This is a genomic window from Pseudomonas sp. efr-133-TYG-23 (assembly GCF_030209215.1).
GTDB lineage: Bacteria > Pseudomonadota > Gammaproteobacteria > Pseudomonadales > Pseudomonadaceae > Aquipseudomonas > Aquipseudomonas rhodesiae.
In genome coordinates, this window is record NZ_JARVSL010000008.1 from 92,796 (window position 1) to 108,861 (window position 16,066).

The 16,066-nt window shown below is 60.9% G+C and carries 14 protein-coding genes and 1 pseudogene; 11 read left to right on the forward strand and 4 right to left on the reverse strand.

All coding sequences use genetic code 11. The features are described from left to right. Positions 1–95 precede the first annotated feature (95 nt). A complete protein-coding gene (locus tag QRN41_RS04705; protein WP_167417167.1) occupies positions 96–455 on the forward strand; it encodes a winged helix-turn-helix transcriptional regulator in 360 nt (119 codons plus the stop codon). A 68-nt stretch (positions 456–523) separates the two neighbouring features. Here the strand turns inward: QRN41_RS04705 and QRN41_RS26250 are convergent, their stop codons facing one another. Then, complete coding sequence (locus QRN41_RS26250) at positions 524–1,387, reverse strand: methyl-accepting chemotaxis protein (protein WP_371919190.1); 864 nt, start codon at positions 1,385–1,387, stop codon at positions 524–526. Further along, positions 1,382–2,137, reverse strand: a pseudogene (locus QRN41_RS26255) (MCP four helix bundle domain-containing protein); the annotation flags it as partial. The gene QRN41_RS26250 and the pseudogene QRN41_RS26255, both read right to left, overlap by 6 nt. Positions 2,138–2,295: 158 nt before the next feature. Between QRN41_RS26255 and QRN41_RS04715 the strand changes: the two are divergent. Together QRN41_RS04715 and QRN41_RS04720 are read left to right on the forward strand one after the other, a co-directional pair. Then, positions 2,296–3,504, forward strand: a complete 1,209-nt coding sequence (locus tag QRN41_RS04715) for a multidrug effflux MFS transporter (protein ID WP_285421223.1) — start codon at positions 2,296–2,298, stop codon at positions 3,502–3,504. A 100-nt stretch (positions 3,505–3,604) separates the two neighbouring features. Continuing rightward, positions 3,605–4,462 (forward strand): SDR family oxidoreductase, encoded by an 858-nt coding sequence (locus QRN41_RS04720; RefSeq protein ID WP_034138086.1) that lies wholly within the window; start codon positions 3,605–3,607, stop codon positions 4,460–4,462. Between the two features lie 5 nt (positions 4,463–4,467). On the opposite strand, the gene QRN41_RS04725 is transcribed toward QRN41_RS04720, so the two are convergent. Together QRN41_RS04725 and QRN41_RS04730 are read right to left on the reverse strand one after the other, a co-directional pair. Next, a complete protein-coding gene (locus QRN41_RS04725) occupies positions 4,468–5,382 on the reverse strand; it encodes a site-specific integrase (protein ID WP_285421224.1) in 915 nt (304 codons plus the stop codon). 108 nt (positions 5,383–5,490) lie between these two features. Then, entirely contained in the window at positions 5,491–6,303 is an 813-nt protein-coding gene (locus QRN41_RS04730; protein ID WP_034138084.1) for a M949_RS01915 family surface polysaccharide biosynthesis protein, read from the reverse strand. Positions 6,304–6,706: 403 nt separating this feature from the next. Here QRN41_RS04730 and arnC point away from each other — a divergent pair, with 403 nt between their 5' ends. The 8 genes from arnC to QRN41_RS04770 are packed head-to-tail and all read left to right on the forward strand — an operon-like array spanning position 6,707 to position 16,021. Further along, positions 6,707–7,738, forward strand: a complete 1,032-nt coding sequence (arnC, locus tag QRN41_RS04735) for an undecaprenyl-phosphate 4-deoxy-4-formamido-L-arabinose transferase (RefSeq protein ID WP_034097905.1) — start codon at positions 6,707–6,709, stop codon at positions 7,736–7,738. Next, on the forward strand, positions 7,735–9,726 hold the full coding sequence (arnA, locus tag QRN41_RS04740; RefSeq protein WP_167417162.1) for a bifunctional UDP-4-amino-4-deoxy-L-arabinose formyltransferase/UDP-glucuronic acid oxidase ArnA: 1,992 nt from the start codon (positions 7,735–7,737) through the stop codon (positions 9,724–9,726). Before arnC ends, arnA begins: the two co-directional genes overlap by 4 nt. Next, positions 9,726–10,610: a 4-deoxy-4-formamido-L-arabinose-phosphoundecaprenol deformylase gene (gene arnD, locus QRN41_RS04745; RefSeq protein WP_285421225.1), complete on the forward strand. Its 885-nt coding sequence runs from the start codon at positions 9,726–9,728 to the stop codon at positions 10,608–10,610. Before arnA ends, arnD begins: the two co-directional genes overlap by 1 nt. Continuing rightward, positions 10,607–12,262 carry a lipid IV(A) 4-amino-4-deoxy-L-arabinosyltransferase gene (gene arnT / locus QRN41_RS04750; protein ID WP_285421226.1) on the forward strand — a complete coding sequence of 552 codons (1,656 nt, stop codon included), beginning with the start codon at positions 10,607–10,609 and terminating at the stop codon, positions 12,260–12,262. The genes arnD and arnT overlap by 4 nt, the downstream gene beginning before the upstream one ends. After that, the gene (gene arnE, locus QRN41_RS04755) at positions 12,259–12,606 is read left to right on the forward strand and encodes a 4-amino-4-deoxy-L-arabinose-phosphoundecaprenol flippase subunit ArnE (RefSeq protein WP_285421227.1); all 348 of its coding nucleotides are present in this window, start codon (positions 12,259–12,261) and stop codon (positions 12,604–12,606) included. Before arnT ends, arnE begins: the two co-directional genes overlap by 4 nt. Beyond that, on the forward strand, positions 12,603–13,004 hold the full coding sequence (gene arnF / locus QRN41_RS04760) for a 4-amino-4-deoxy-L-arabinose-phosphoundecaprenol flippase subunit ArnF (RefSeq protein ID WP_034097914.1): 402 nt from the start codon (positions 12,603–12,605) through the stop codon (positions 13,002–13,004). Before arnE ends, arnF begins: the two co-directional genes overlap by 4 nt. Next, positions 13,001–14,395, forward strand: a complete 1,395-nt coding sequence (locus tag QRN41_RS04765) for a UDP-glucose dehydrogenase family protein (RefSeq protein WP_034097916.1) — start codon at positions 13,001–13,003, stop codon at positions 14,393–14,395. The genes arnF and QRN41_RS04765 overlap by 4 nt, the downstream gene beginning before the upstream one ends. A gap of 3 nt (positions 14,396–14,398) precedes the next feature. Further along, positions 14,399–16,021: an ArnT family glycosyltransferase gene (locus QRN41_RS04770; RefSeq protein WP_285421228.1), complete on the forward strand. Its 1,623-nt coding sequence runs from the start codon at positions 14,399–14,401 to the stop codon at positions 16,019–16,021. The last annotated feature ends 45 nt before the right edge of the window (positions 16,022–16,066 follow it).

The window sequence follows — 16,066 nt, forward strand, 5'->3', positions numbered from 1 at the left end:
TGGACTCCAAGTATGTGGAGGCACAACTGTAGATCCGGACTATTCTTTTGAATAGTATGCACCTTTTGGTAAGTACCCTATGGAGTGCCCGAATCATGGCTAATACGTCATTCAACTGCGGCCTTGAAGCTGCGCTCGCCGTGATCGGCGGCAAATGGAAACCGCTGGTGCTCTACAACCTGGCGAAGGATGTCCATCGCTACGGCGAATTGCGCCGCGCCATCGGTGGCGTGACCGATAAAGTGTTGATTCAGCAACTCAAGGAATTGGAGCGCGATGAGATCATCGTGCGAATCGATTTTCAGGAGATCCCGCCGAAGGTCGAGTATTCCCTGACACCGTTCGGCGAATCCCTGGCCACTGCGCTGGGCACCTTATGTGCCTGGGGCACCGAACATATGCAGACGGTGGAACGTATCAGCCAGCGACGTGCGGCCGCCCTCGCCCAGTCTTGAGCCCCCTCTTCTGGCATCCAACTCAACTAAATGACTATTTAGTTGAGTTAAATCAATAGCTTACGAAATCAAAGCTGAAACCGATCCACCGACTGCGACAGCTTGCCAGCCAGGTTCGACAGCTCGTCCGTGGTCGACGCTGTCTGCCCTATCACACGACTGTTGTTCTCCGACATCCCAGCAATCATCTCCACCTGATGGGAGATTTCATTGCTGGCCAGGCTCTGTTCACTGATGGTGCGTGAAATGTCGTGCACCAGTTCCGTCGTGTTGAGGGTTGCCTGCAGGATCTCGCGAATGGCGCGTTCCACATCGGCGGTAACAGCCATGCCTTTGTCCACTTGAGCGACGCCCTCCTCCATGCTGGTTACCGCTTCCCGGGTACTTTGCTGGATGCGCCCAACCATGCTGGCGATTTCCTGGGTCGACGCACTGGTACGCCCCGCGAGGCTGCGCACTTCATCGGCCACCACCGCAAAACCGCGGCCCTGCTCCCCGGCCCGCGCCGCTTCAATGGCTGCGTTGAGGGCCAGCAGGTTGGTTTGGTCAGCGATGCCTTTGATCACTTGGATGATGCTGTAGATCGCCTCGGATTCCTTGTCCAGGGTGCGGATCACCTGGGCCGATTGCTGGGAGGAACGGGCGATACCGTCCATGTCGCTGACCACCTGGTGTATGACTCGCCCACCGTCCTTGGCCAGGGCTTCGGCCTGGTTAGCCATTTCCAGTGCGTGCCCGGCGTGGCGGGTGATTTCTTCGATACTGGCAGTCATTTCACTGGCGGCAGCGGCCATGGTGCTGGCGGCTGAACTTTGCTGCTGGCTGCTGTTGGCGACTTCATGACAGCCATGACTCAGTTGTTCGGTAACGCCGGTGATGCCGTGTGCGTTGCTGCGCACTACGTCGATCATGCCGCGCAAATCACGCTGCATGGTCGCCAGGCTGCGGATCAGCGAACTGGCTTCGTCTTTGCGATGCGGCTCGACAATGGTTTCGCTCAAGTTGCCCCGGGCGATGCTGGCGGCAATCCGGCTAGCGGACTGCAGTGGGCCCATGATGCTCAGCATCACCCAACGGCCTTGCGCCAAGAGCAGCAACAGGCTGGCAATCAGCACCGCCCCCAGGGTGAAATTGGCACTGCGAATTGTCTGTTGGGTGCTGGCGCCGGTCTGCTGGGTATTGCTTTCGATCAGCTCGCTCAGCGTTGCCAGTTGATCTTCCAGTTGGGTGAACGCCTTATTGAACGTCTCCAATTCGCCGCGAGCGGCTTCCGGGTTGTCCAGGGCCAGCGCGACGATGCGTTCGGCAGCGCTGATATAGGTATCGAGCGCTGGCTTGGTGCTTTCCAACTTGGTCCTGAGCGTCTCGTCCAACGGCAGCTTGAGGTTCTCTGCCAGCATCTGGCGAAAATGCTCCGCGTGCTCCTTGAGCGAAATGCTGACTTCGTCCTTGCTACTGGTGCTCTTACCCAGCCCAACCAACATGGCAGACAACACATCGGCACGCAGAGCGTCGTGCATCATGTCGGCTTCCATATGGTTGCGCAGCACCGTCATGCTGACCTCATTTTCGCGCACGGCGTCGCTCATCCGAGCGTTCCCCAGATAACTGACCAAGCTCATCAGCATGGCAGTCAACAATCCAGTCGCAATCAGCAGCATCAAGCGTAATTTGATCGTCATGCGGGTATCCCTGTGCCTGGAACGCCGGTTGAAAAGCCAACCGCCTGAGCGTCGTTAGTACCGTTATCGGCATCTTGTCCCTGTTATTGAAGCCTAAGTTTGCGGATCTGCGCGGATCCCTTAAGCTGAGCGGCCTTTGCTTGGCCCGGAATTGCTCCATGTCTCGACGTATTGCCCATCTCGCCCTGCTGCTGGGGTTGATCACCGCCATCGGCCCCTTCGCCATCGACAGTTACCTCCCTGCCCTCCCTACCCTGGGCGCGAGCCTGCACGCATCACCGGCGGCGGTGCAGATGAGCCTGACGGTGTTCTTTATCGTGATCGGCGTGTGCCAGCTGTTTTACGGGCCGATCAGCGATGTATTCGGGCGCAAGCCGCCGATTTATGCCGGGTTGGTGATTTTCGCGGTGGGCAGCATCGGTTGCGCATTGGCGCCGACCATTGAAGTGCTGATTGCCTTTCGCGCAATGCAGGCGTTCGGGGCCTGCGCCGGCATGGTGGTGCCCCGCGCCATTGTGCGCGACCTGTACACCGGCCATGAAGCCGCGCGGCTGATGTCCCTGCTGATGCTGGTGATGAGTGTTTCGCCGATTCTCGCGCCGTTGGCCGGCAGCCTGGTAATTTCCCTGTGGAGCTGGCGCGAAGTGTTTGCCGTGCTGGCGGTGGTGGCTGTGCTGTGCCTGGTGATGACTGTCGTGCAATTGCCCGAGACTCACCCGGCGGAGCGCCGCCTGGGTAAAACCCTGGGCAGCGCCTTCAGCAGCTACGGCGGTTTGCTGCGTGACCGTGTATTCATGGGGTTGTCGTTGGTGTGCGGCTTCGGGCTGGCCACGTTTTTCGTGTTTATCGGCAGCGCGCCGTTCGTGTACATCGAGCACTTCGGCCTGACGCCGACCCAATTCAGCCTGGCATTCGCCCTTAACGCCGCGTCGTTTTTCGCCATGAGCCAACTGACTGCGCGCCTCAGCGCGCGTTTTGGCCTGGCGCCGCTGATTCGCGGTTCGGTGATCGGTGTGGCGGTGGTGATGAGCCTGCTGGCAATCACCACGCTGTGGTCCGGCAACCTGGCCTTGATGATGTCGCTGCTGTTTATCGGCTTTGGTTTTCTCGGCCTGCTGCTGCCGGCGGCCGGCGTGCTGTCCATGGAGGACCACGGCGCCGTAGCGGGCTCTGCCTCGGCGTTGCTCGGCGCGATTCAAATGATCACCGGCGCGGTGTGCATGAGCCTGGTCGGTGTGTTCGCCGACCACACGCCAGCGCCGATGCTGGTGGGGATCGCACTGTGCGCCGTCGCGGCACTCCTCACGGTGCTGTGGACCTTACGCCGCTTGCCAGCGCATTTGGCGAGCGCCCCGCCCTCCTCCTGACAGGCACCATTCGTCGGGCTTGGCCGGCATCCATTACAACTATCGGCGGGCCGAAAAACACTAACTCCATAGCTGTTTCACACACCTATGGAGACCGACAATGACTGATTACCCACGCCCGCCGTTCGCCCCGCAAGCCCAAAGCGTTCCGGGTACCCAGAAAAAAATGGATCCGTACCCGGACTGTGGCGAACAGAGCTACAAGGGCTCCGGCCGCCTGGCCAACAAAATTGCCCTGATCACCGGCGCCGACAGCGGCATCGGCCGCGCAGTCGCCATCGCGTTTGCCCGTGAAGGCGCCGACGTGGCCATCGCCTATCTGGATGAGCACGAAGACGCTCAGGAGACCGCGCGTTGGGTCGAAGAAGCCGGCCGTCAGTGCCTGCTGCTGCCCGGCGATATTGCGCAAAAAGCCACCTGCCAGGCGCTGGTGGACAAGACCGTCGAACAGTTCGGCCGTATCGATGTGCTGGTCAATAACGCCGCGTTTCAGATGAGCCATGAAACCCTCGAAGAAATCGAGGATGAAGAATGGGTCAAGACCTTCGATATCAACATCACCGCCATGTTTCGCATCTGCAAGGCGGCTTTGCCGCACATGAAGGCCGGCAGCTCGATTATCAACACCACATCGGTCAATTCCGACATGCCCAAGCCGACATTATTGCCCTACGCCGCCACCAAGGGCGCCATCGCCAACTTCACCGGGGGCCTGGCCCAGATGCTCGGCAGCAAGGGGATTCGTGTCAACAGCGTCGCCCCTGGCCCGATCTGGACGCCGCTGATCGTGGCCACCATGACCGACGAGGATGTGCAGAACTTCGGCAGCGAAACCCCGCTGGGCCGCCCCGGGCAACCGGTGGAAGTGGCGCCGATCTATGTATTACTGGCCTCGGACGAAGCCAGCTACATCTCCGGCTCGCGTTACGCCGTCACCGGCGGCAAGCCTATCCTCTGACCGTTCTACAAATCGAACCGATCCACTGCCCGCCGCCGCTCATTGTCGTCGCGAACGTCATAGCTGGCGGTGGTCTGGATATTGGTGTGGTGCGCCAGTTTCTGCGCAATCGACAGGTCATGCTCCTCGATCACTCGCGTGATGAACGAGCGGCGGAAGTCATGGGGCATGATCTTCACGCCGACCTGTTCGCCGCGTTGGCGGGCGATGTAGTAAATCGCGTGTTTGGTGATGCGTTCACGGGTGATATGACTGCCACGGCGGATGCGGTTAAACAGAAAGCTGTCATCCTCCTCGCCCTCCTTGAGCTGATCACGACGAAACGCCAGCCACGCCTGCAGTTTGGCAAAGGCCCAATCCGGCGCGTATTTGACCAGTTCCTTATTGCCCTTGCCGATGACCCGCAGGCTGCGTTCGGCGAAGTCGACCTGCGCGAGGTCGAGGTTGACCGACTCCGATTTGCGCATGCCTGAGCCGTAGAGAATGCCGATCACCGCGGCATCACGCAGGCCCTGGGGACGTGGGTCGGCGGCGCAGGCTTCCATCATTTCGCGGATCAACGTGCGGCGCAGATTGCGCCCCTGACCCAGGCGCGTGCCGGCGGATGCCTTGACCGTGCGCATCTTGAGCAGGTGTTCCTGAGTGATCAGGCTCATGCGCCAGGCTTCATTCATCACCCCACGTACGGCATTAACGTACAGCGATGAGGTGTTGGGTGCGTAACCGTCTTCGCGCAGCGCCGCCACCAGGGCGATGACATGTTCGGGCTGCAGCAGGTGCCAGTCGATCTCTTCAAGATTGATGTCTTCGTAGCCCAGGCGGTCGGCGGCGTCTTGCAGCACATAGCGCATGGTCAATTGGCTGGAAGGTGCCAGGCGGGTGAGGTAAAGGGTCAGGGGGTTGCGCAGAAACTCAGTCAATGTAATTCAGCCTTTGGATTAAATACCCCGATCAACTCATTGTTTCATCGAGGTATTTAGTGAATTGGCGAAGGCCGAGTCTAGCGCATGACCGACCCTGGCACAAAATCACGGGGCGGTTTCTTCGTCCTCGGTGGGTTCCTGGGGCTGGGTCTGGGCCTGGCTCCATTCGGCGTCCTGTTTCTGCATCAGGGCAAACCAGTGCTGACGCATGAACGGCAAGTACGCCTGCGGTGCCTTGGCGAAATCCTTCTCGTCGCGGTAGCAGCCCGGCAATGGCAGCTCGGTGCCCTGCTCCTTGTACTGACTGACCAGCGCCTGTTGGCCGGCCACGCTACAGTCCTTGGGCAACGGCATGCCGCGCAGCGCGCCAGCCTCTTCATCCCACCAAGCCGCCCCGTAGCGGTCGACGCCGCGCAGGCGGTACTTCTCGGATTTGCCCACATGCATGATCAGCTTGAATTCATTAGGGCTGACGTCGCTGGTGCAGGTCAGCGAATAGCCGACGACGGTCTGGGTGATGCCATCCCCGTTCAGGTCAGTGACTTTGGTGGCGGTTCGGTCGAAACGCAGGGCCGCATCGAATTGGCAGTGCTGCACATCGTCGTAGAGCATCCACATACGCTTGGGGCGTTTGCCGTCAATCAGGTACTGGGCGGCGTAGACAAATGCAGACTGGGTGCCGTCATCGTCCCGTTCGTTGAGCTGCTCGGCGAGTACCAGCAGGTTTTTGCCCTGGCGGTCGTCCCAGGTGTAGGCCGCGATCTGCTTGCCGCGTACTTCCACGCCTTCGGGCACCTGATCGATGCTGGTCAGCGCCACCCCGTCGTCCGCCCGCACCGTGGAAATACAGGCCACGCCCAACAACAACCCCATCAATACCGGCCGCAACTGGCCGCGTAAAAGCTGCACGCTATTCATCCGTCTGCCCTGGCAATAGATGGCTTACTTTACCGGCACTTGAGCGCCAATGCAGAGAAGATTCTTCATGTGGCGCTGAACTGCCCATTGTGCCGTTGAGGGTGGAACCAAGGCCTTTGAAAATCGCTCCTATTCAACCGCCTAATAGAACCCGGACGCCCCTGGGTGGCTTAGCTGAACCCTGGCTGTCTACCTGTCAAATAAACGAGTTTTTCATCCGGCTTTCATATTCGTTCCACATTTTTACGCTTAATCTTAAACCCAGTACTTCATAGCAATCCGCGCTTTACCGGCTAACCTGTTGATTATGTTTCATCTTTAGCTGTGCATTAACGCGCGCTCGCCTTTGTTTTGCTGCTGCTTTAACGCTCCAAGCTGCGCTAACCCCCGAGGTCATGAATCTTTGAAACCCTACCCTATTCATTGCGTGTCGATCGTTATCCCGGTCTACAACGAACAAGACAGCCTGCCTGAGTTGTTGCGTCGTACCACGGCAGCCTGCAAACAGTTGGCCTACGAATACGAAATCATCCTGGTGGATGACGGTAGCCGCGACAATTCCGCTCAATTGCTCGAAGACGCCGCCGCAGAGGATGGCAGCAACGTTGTCGCGGTGATCCTCAACCGTAACTACGGGCAGCATGCGGCGATCATGGCCGGGTTCGAGCAGTGCCGGGGCGAGGTAGTGATCACCCTGGACGCCGACCTGCAGAACCCGCCGGAAGAAATCCCGCGTCTGGTTGAACAAGCCGCCCTGGGCTACGACGTGGTCGCCACCGTGCGCAATAACCGTCAGGACTCCGCCTTCCGCCGCTGGCCGTCGCGGCTGATCAACCTCGCGGTACAGCGCTCCACCGGCGTGGCCATGACCGACTACGGCTGCATGCTGCGCGCCTACCGCCGCACCATCGTCGACGCCATGCTCGCCTGCCGCGAGCGCAGTACCTTCATTCCGATCCTGGCCAACGGTTTTGCCCGCCACACCACTGAGATTCTGGTGCACCACGCCGAGCGTGAACACGGCGAATCCAAATACAGCGCCATGCGCCTGATCAGCCTGATGTTCGATCTGCTGACCTGCATGACCACCACCCCATTGCGCCTGCTGTCCATCGTCGGCTTCAGCCTGGCGGCGCTGGGCATGCTGTTTGCCTTTGCGTTGATCATTCTGCGCTTGGCCTTCGGCGCGCAGTGGGCCGGCGACGGCATGTTCGTGCTGTTTGCGGTGCTGTTCGTGTTCACCGGGGGCCAGTTCATCGGCATGGGCCTGTTGGGTGAATACCTGGGCCGCATGTACAGCGATGTGCGCGCCCGCCCGCGTTTCTTCATTGAAAAAGTGCTGCGCAACCAACCGGCGGCACCGGCGCCTGTGGTCGTCGTCGACGGCCTGGCGTCTTCCCATACTTCTACTTCTCCCGATCAGGTTCAGTCATGAGTTCAAAAGCCGTTGTATTTGCGTACCACGATATTGGATGTGCAGGCATTGAAGCGCTGCTCAATGCCGGTTACGACATCGCTGCCGTGTTCACCCATGCCGATGATCCCAAGGAAAACAATTTCTACGGCTCCGTGGCCCAGTTGTGCGCGCGCAACGGCATCCCCGTGCACGCGCCGGAAGACGCCAACCACCCGCTGTGGGTCGAGCGCATCGCCAAACTCAAACCCGACTACCTCTTCTCGTTCTACTACCGCAACCTGCTGAGCGAAGCCCTGCTGGGCACTGCCAGCAAAGGCGCGTTCAACCTGCACGGTTCGTTGCTGCCTAAATACCGCGGCCGCGCGCCGGCCAACTGGGTGCTGGTCAATGGCGAAACCGAAACCGGCGTGACCCTGCACCGCATGGTCAAACGTGCTGATGCCGGCGCGATCCTGGCTCAGCAAAAAGTCACCATCGAGCGCAGCGACACCGGCCTGACCCTGCACGCCAAACTGCGTGACGCGGCCACCACTCTTCTGCGTGACGCCCTGCCGCAACTGGCTGCGGGCAAGCTCACGGAAACCGCTCAGGACGACAGCCAGGCCACCTATTTCGGGCGCCGCACGGCCGCCGACGGCAAACTGGAGTGGAAAAAACCGGCTGAAGAATTGTTCAACCTGGTGCGCGCGGTCACCCAACCCTACCCTGGCGCCTTCTGCGCCGTGGGTGAGCACAAGCTCATCGTGTGGCAGGCCGAAGTGGTCAAGGGCAACGATGGCCTTGCGCCGGGCCGGGTGATCAGCGTCAACCCGCTGCGCATCGCCTGCGGTGAAGACTCCCTGGTGATCACGTTCGGTCAGCGTAACGACAACGGTCTATACCAGGCCGGCCCGTCCCTGGCCGACGAACTGGGCCTGGTGGACGGCTCCGTGCTGCGCGGCGCCGAATCCGGCCGTAAGCCACGCCGCACCCGCGTGCTGATCCTGGGGGTGAACGGCTTTATTGGTAACCACCTGTCCGAACGCCTGCTGCGTGACGACCGTTACGAAGTCTACGGCCTGGACATCGGCTCCGACGCCATCGAGCGCCTGCGCAGCCACCCCAACTTCCATTATGTGGAAGGCGATATCAGCATCCACACCGAGTGGATCGAGTACCACATCAAGAAGTGCGACGTGGTCCTGCCGCTGGTGGCCATCGCCACGCCAATCGAATACACCCGCAACCCGCTGCGCGTGTTCGAGCTGGACTTCGAAGAAAACCTCAAGCTGGTGCGCTACTGCGTCAAGTACAACAAGCGCGTGATCTTCCCGTCGACCTCGGAAGTCTATGGCATGTGCCAGGACCAGTACTTCGACGAAGACACCTCCAACCTGGTGGTCGGCCCGGTCAACAAGCAACGCTGGATCTACTCGGTATCCAAGCAGCTGCTGGACCGCGTGATCTGGGCCTACGGCGACAAGGGCCTGAAGTTCACCCTGTTCCGCCCCTTCAACTGGATGGGCCCACGTCTGGACCGCTTGGATTCGGCGCGTATCGGCAGCTCCCGGGCAATCACTCAGTTGATCCTGAACCTGGTGGAAGGCACGCCGATCCGCCTGTTCGACGGCGGCGAGCAAAAACGCTGCTTCACCGACATCGCCGACGGCATCGAAGCCCTGGCGCGCATCATCGATAACGATAATGACGCGTGCAACGGCCAGATCATCAATATCGGCAACCCGGAAAACGAAGCCAGCATCCGCCAGTTGGGTGAAGAGCTGCTGCGCCAGTTCGAGGCCCACCCGCTGCGTGGCAACTTCCCGCCATTCGCCGGTTTCCGCGATGTCGAAAGCAAGGCGTTCTACGGCAATGGTTATCAGGACGTGGCGCACCGCAAACCGAGCATCGAAAACGCCAAGCGCCTGTTGAACTGGGCACCGACCGTGGAGATGAGCGAAACCATCGGCAATACCCTGGACTTCTTCCTGCGTGAAGCCATGCTCGAACAGGCGGACAAGCGCTGATGCAGGCAGGTCTTCGCATCGACGTCGACACCTACCGTGGCACCCGCGAAGGCGTGCCACGGTTGCTCGAATCCCTGGATGAAGCCAGGGTAAAAGCGACGTTCTTCTTCAGCGTCGGCCCGGACAACATGGGGCGCCACCTGTGGCGCCTGATCCGCCCGCAGTTCCTGTGGAAGATGCTGCGTTCCAACGCCGCCGGCCTGTATGGCTGGGACATTCTGCTGGCCGGCACCGCCTGGCCAGGCAAGCCCATTGGCCGCGACCTGGGGCATTTGATGCGCCAAGCCAAGGCCGCCGGGCATGAAGTCGGCCTGCACGCCTGGGACCACCATGGCTGGCAAGCCAACACCGGGCGCTGGAGCGAGGCACAGTTGATCGAGCAGATTCGGCGCGGCGTGGACACCTTGAACGACATCCTTGGCGAGCCCATCGATTGTTCCGCGGCCGCCGGCTGGCGTGCCGATGAACGCGTGGTGCAAGCCAAGCAGGGGTTCAACTTTCGCTACAACAGCGATTGCCGGGGTACCAGCCTGTTTCGACCGACACTGGCCGATGGCAGCGCGGGCACGCCACAAATTCCGGTGGACCTGCCGACCTTCGACGAAGTGGTCGGGCCGGTGGTGGCCGCCAACGACTTCAATCGCTACATCCTTGATCGCTTCGCAGCGTCGAAGCTCAACGTCTACACGATCCATGCAGAAGTAGAAGGGATTCTGATGGCTAACGATTTTCGCCAGCTGCTTGCCCAGGCAAAGCAGCGCGGCATCGACTTCACACCTCTGGGCGACTTGTTGCCCACCGATCTGACCCGCCTGCCCCAGCAGCAGCTGGTGCGTGGCGCGTTGAGCGGCCGCGAGGGGTGGCTGGGAGTGCAGCAGGCATGATGCGCCGATGGGCATTGCCCCTGCTCCTGTTGGCATTCGCGCTGTGTTACCTGGCGCCGCTGGCCACCCATGGCCTGTGGATTCCCGACGAGACCCGCTACGCGCAGATCAGCCAGGAAATGCTGCTGACCGGTAAATGGGCCGCGCCACACTTTATGGGCATCCGCTACTTCGAAAAACCGGCCGCCGGCTATTGGATGATCGCGCTCGGCCAGGCGATGTTCGGGCAGAACCTGTTCGGCGTGCGTTTCGCGTCCGCCTTGAGCACCGGCCTGAGCATCCTGCTGGTGTATCTGGTAGCGCGCCGCCTGTGGAATGACCCGCGCAAAAGCCTGGTCAGCACCTTGCTGTATATGAGTTTTGTCAGTGTGGCGGCCCTGGGCGGCTACGCCAATCTCGACCCGCAGTTCACTTTTTGGGTCAACCTGACCGGCGTAGCTTTGTGGTTTTGCTTCGACAGCCGTACCCGCAACGGGCGCCTGGGCGCGTGGGCACTCTTGGGCTTTGCCTGCGGCATGGGTTTTATGACCAAGGGTTTTCTCGCCTGGTTGCTGCCGGTATTGATCGCCCTGCCCTACGCGCTGTGGCAGAAACGCTTACGCGAGCTGCTCGGTTACGGCCTGGTGGCGGTGCTGGTGGCGGTGGCCGTCAGCTTGCCGTGGGCGCTGGCCGTACACCTGCAAGAACCGGAGTTCTGGCACTTCTTCTTCTGGCACGAGCATATCCAGCGCTTCGCCGGCGAAGATGCCCAGCACGCCGAGCCGTTCTGGTACTACCTGCCCTTGCTGGTCGGCTTCAGCCTACCGTGGGTGGCGCTGTTGCCCGCCACCGTCAAACAGGCCTGGCTGGAGAAACGCACGGCCTCTATCGGTTTCCTGTTGCTGTGGCTGCTGATGCCCTTGGCGTTTTTTAGCCTGGCCAAAGGCAAGTTGCCCTCCTACATCATGCCGTGCCTGTTGCCGCTGGCGCTGCTGATGGGCCATGCGCTGGCCGATAAACTGGCCCAGGGCCGTGGCCGTGCGCTGCGCATCAACGGCTGGCTGAATCTGGTATTGGGCATCGTGGCGTTGCTGGCATTAAGTTGGTTCCAGCTGAAAAAGCCTGTGTATGAGCACGGTACCGAAACCCTGAGCCTGGTACTGGTCTTCGTACTGTTAATTGGCTGGATCTTCACCAACCTGCTGCAAGCGGCACGGCCGCTGCATCTTTGGGCGGCGCCGGCCATCGGCAGCTGGTTGCTGGTGGTCCTGGCCCCGGCGGCCTTGCCCCACTCGGTGGTTTATAACAAAACCCCGGATCAGTTCATCATCGATCACCTACCGGAACTGAAACAGACCGGCGCCCTGCTGAGCAATGACCTGGGCGCCGCGTCGGCCTTGGCCTGGCGGGTCAAGCGTGCGGACGTGACCCTCTATAACACCGTCGGCGAAGTCAAATACGGCTTGGCCTTCGCTGATGCAGCCCATCACAAGGTCGACATGACCCAGGTTCAGCAATGGATGAACGACGCGCGCAAACGCGGCGCGGTCGGCGTGGTGATGCGGGTCAAGGGTGACGACGAAGTCGCCGAAGTGAACCTGCTGCCCCAGGACGGCAAGCGCTATGAGCAAGGCAATCTGGTGATTCTGATCTTCCCGCAGGTCTCGTCATGATCACCCTGTTGCTGCTATTGGCCGCTTGCTTGCTGACCTGCATGGGCCAGGTCTCGCAGAAATTCGCCGTGGAAGGCTGGCGTGACCAGCCGCCCGGTTGGGCACTGAAGCTGCGTTCGCCGTGGTTGTGGTCCGCACTGCTGTGCCTGGGCTTCGGGCTGTTGGTATGGCTGCTGGTGTTGCAACGCCTTGAGGTGGGCATCGCTTACCCGATGCTCAGCCTGAATTTTGTGTTGGTCACCCTGGTGGCGCGCTTTGTGTTCAAGGAGCCCATTGATACTCGGCACTGGCTGGGCGTCGCGCTGGTGATCGCCGGTGTAGCGCTGCTGGGGCGTCAGGTATGAGCCGGGCGCGCGGGTTTGCCCTGGCGTTGGGCAGCGTCGGCCTGGTCAGCGTGGCCCAGTTGGGCATGCGTTGGAGCATGACGCGTTTACCGCTGCCCCATGAATGGCTCAATGCGCAGATCGATCTCGCAGCCCTCGGGGTGGTGTTTCTGGCGATCTGTGCCTATGCCCTGTCGATGCTTTGTTGGTTGGTGGCCCTCAAGCACCTGCCGCTGGGGCGGGCCTATTCGCTGCTGAGTATCAGCTACGCGCTGGTGTATCTGCTGGCGGCCGGCCTGCCGGTGTTCAACGAACATTTTTCGCTTTCGAAAACCCTCGGGGTGGCATTTGTCATCCTGGGTGTGCTGGTTATCAACTCTCGTCGCACTTGCTCTACAAGTCCCAGGAATGCCCCATGAAAATCAGCGTATTTGGTAGTGGTTACGTCGGCCTGGTGCAGGCCACTGTGTTGGCCGAAGTCGGTCATGATGTGATCTGCATGGACGTCGATCAAAACAAGGTCAAGCAGCTGCAGCAAGGCCATGTGAGCATCTTCGAGCCGGGGCTGGCCGCAATGGTCAAGGAGAACCTCGAAAGCGGTCGGCTGCACTTTACCTACGACGAGAAACTCGCCGTCGAACATGGTGAAGTGCTGTTTATCGCGGTGGGCACGCCGTCGGATGAAGACGGATCGGCCGACCTGAAGTACGTGCTGTCGGTGGGTGACGCGGTGGCACGCCATCGAATCGAGCCGGTGATCCTGGTGGAAAAATCCACCGTGCCCGTAGGCACCGGCGACACCCTGCGCGCGCATATCGAGAAAGCCTTGCATCTGGCCGGGCGCAGCCTGGAATTCGATATCGTCTCCAACCCTGAATTCCTCAAGGAAGGCTCGGCGGTGACCGACTGCCGCCGCCCGGACCGGATCATCATCGGCTGCGAGCGTGAAGAAGTGCGCGAGGTGATGCGCGAGCTGTACGCGCCCTTCAACCGCAACCACGACCGCATCATATTTATGGACCTGCGCAGCGCCGAGCTGACCAAATACGCCGCCAACTGCATGCTGGCCACCAAGATCAGCTTTATCAACCAGATCGCCGAGCTGGCCGAGCACCTGGGCGCCGACATCGAGGCCGTGCGCCTGGGCATCGGCGCCGACTCGCGCATCGGCTACCACTTCATTTACCCCGGCTGTGGCTACGGTGGCTCGTGCTTCCCCAAGGACATGCGCGCGCTGATCCACAGTGCCAAGCAAGCCAACTGCTCCAGCGATCTGCTGGAAGCCGTCGAGGCGATCAACCAGCGTCAGAAGAGCAAGCTGTACGAGCGCATCAATGCGTTCTTCAAAGGCGAACTGCGCGGCAAGACTTTCGCCTTGTGGGGCCTGGCGTTCAAGCCCAACACCGATGACATGCGCGACGCCCCCAGCCGCGTGCTGATGGAGGCCTTGTGGGCCGCCGGCGCCCAGGTGCGCGCCTTCGACCCGGAAGCGATGCAGGAAACCCAGCGCATCTACGCCGACGAAAGCCGCCTGATGCTGATGGGTACGCCGGAGTCAACCCTTGTAGGCGCCGATGCGCTGATTGTCTGCACCGAATGGCAGCAATTCAAGGCGCCGGACTTCGACCTGATCCACCAGCGCTTGAAAACCCCAGTGATCTTCGATGGCCGTAACCTCTATGACGGCGAGCGTCTGGCGCGCAAAGGCTTCCAGTACTTCCCGATTGGGCGCGGCGACTCCTGCCAACTGCCGATTCCCCAGCAGCAATGGCTGCCAGCGCTTGAGCTGGCGAAGGTCGCGGAAGCCTGAGACGTGAACAAAGCTCAGCCACTGCTGCTCACACCCACGCTTCGTCGGCAGTCCCTCGGTTTGGGCCTGCTGGCGTTGCTGCTGTTCATTGCCGGAAACTGGAACCAGGCAATCATCGGCTTCGATTCGCGGTTTGTGGTGTTTGCCCAGGAAATGCTGCGCCACGGGCCGAGCTTTTTCCCGACCACCTACGGCCAGCCCTATGCCGATTACTTGGCCACTTCGACGCTGCTCACCTGGCTGCTGTCGGTGCCGCTGGGGCATGTGACCAGTTTTACCGCGTGGCTGCCCACAGCGATTGCCTCGGCCTTGATCGTGACGCTGGTGTATCGCCTGACCGCGCCCTACTCCCAGCGCTGGGGCCTGCTGAGCATTGCGCTGTTGCTGTTGAGCAGCACCTTTATCAGTGAAACCCGCGCGGTGTCCCTGGATCAGATGCTCGCCGCCGTCACATTGGCAGTGTTTTACCTGGGTTATGCCCACGATCATTTCGGCGCGGGCAAGCGCCTGCATTGGCTGTACCTGTTATTGATCGTGGGGTTTGCCGTGCGCGGGCCAATCGGCCTGGTGGTGCCTACCGGTGTGCTGTGCAGCTACTACCTGATCAACCGCCAGTGGCGTCAGCTGTTCAGTTTCGGGCTGCTGGCCCTGGCGTTGCTGGGGGCCTGCGTGGGGCTGCTGTTGCTGCTGGCCAAGCTCAGTGGTGGCGAGAACTTCATGCACGACGTGATCCGCATGCAGTTCCTGGGGCGCATGGATGGCAGCGAAGGCTCCAGTGGCGCGCTGTATTACTTCACCAGTTCCCTGGGCAATTACGCCCTGGCCTACCCGCTGGCGCTGCTGGTGTTGTTGGGCATCGGCGTGGCCCGGCCAAAGACGCCTGAGCCGGCCCTGAAGCTGGTCGGCTATTGTGCCGCCGCCGCATTGCTGGTGATGCTGGGGCTGTCGATTCCCCAAGCAAAGAAGGCGCGCTACCTGCTGCCGATGTTGCCCATGGCGGCCATCATCGCCGCCTACCCTTTCAGCGCGATTCAAGGCCGCGTGTTCGCCTGGTTGCGGGGCTTGATGCTGGCGATATGGACCGCGTTGCCCGCACTGCTGATCGTCGGGTTGGTGGTGATGCGCCCACGTTACCCTGAGCAACTGAACCATTTGGCGCCGATATTCGCGTTGCTGGGAGCGTTGCAGGCGCTGGCGCTATTGGGCCTGTTCAAGGCGCGCCTGCGCCCTGTCGGCCCGGCAATGGCCGCCGTACTCGCGGTGTGGGCCACCTATATCCTGGTGGTCGAGCCGTTGGAACGCCGTGTATATGACACCCGCACCTTCACCCTGCAGGTCCATGAACAGGTCATGCAAGCGCGCGCGCCGGTGGTGCTGCATGGCCTGGGTAAAGACGCCAAGGCGATCAAGTACATGGTCAACCTCGATTGCGATCAGGTGCCGCTGTTTACCCAATTGCCTTCGGAACTGGCACCGCTGCAAGGGCCTGCCTGGCTGGTGATGAGCCAGGCGGATTATGAAGGGTTGCAGGAGCCGCGCTTGCGTTCCATCACCCCGACCCTCACCGGTGAATTCGACCGCAACCCTTATGTGCTGCTGTATCTGGCTAAATCGCCGCCGAAATAAACCTTGGCGGCGGGGCTCCCGGAGTAAAAACTCCTACGCAGCTAT

Bases quoted from the DNA above. Each gene is read 5' to 3' on its own strand.
- arnF (WP_034097914.1), top strand. From the start codon at position 12,603: ATGAGCCGGGCGCGCGGGTTTGCCCTGGCGTTGGGCAGCGTCGGCCTG.
- QRN41_RS04730 (WP_034138084.1), bottom strand. From the start codon at position 6,303: ATGAATAGCGTGCAGCTTTTACGCGGCCAGTTGCGGCCGGTATTGATG.
- QRN41_RS04765 (WP_034097916.1), top strand. From the start codon at position 13,001: ATGAAAATCAGCGTATTTGGTAGTGGTTACGTCGGCCTGGTGCAGGCC.
- arnT (WP_285421226.1), top strand. From the start codon at position 10,607: ATGATGCGCCGATGGGCATTGCCCCTGCTCCTGTTGGCATTCGCGCTG.
- QRN41_RS04715 (WP_285421223.1), top strand. From the start codon at position 2,296: ATGTCTCGACGTATTGCCCATCTCGCCCTGCTGCTGGGGTTGATCACC.
- QRN41_RS04720 (WP_034138086.1), top strand. From the start codon at position 3,605: ATGACTGATTACCCACGCCCGCCGTTCGCCCCGCAAGCCCAAAGCGTT.
- arnE (WP_285421227.1), top strand. From the start codon at position 12,259: ATGATCACCCTGTTGCTGCTATTGGCCGCTTGCTTGCTGACCTGCATG.
- QRN41_RS26250 (WP_371919190.1), bottom strand. From the start codon at position 1,387: ATGCAGCGTGATTTGCGCGGCATGATCGACGTAGTGCGCAGCAACGCA.
- QRN41_RS04705 (WP_167417167.1), top strand. From the start codon at position 96: ATGGCTAATACGTCATTCAACTGCGGCCTTGAAGCTGCGCTCGCCGTG.
- arnD (WP_285421225.1), top strand. From the start codon at position 9,726: ATGCAGGCAGGTCTTCGCATCGACGTCGACACCTACCGTGGCACCCGC.
- arnA (WP_167417162.1), top strand. From the start codon at position 7,735: ATGAGTTCAAAAGCCGTTGTATTTGCGTACCACGATATTGGATGTGCA.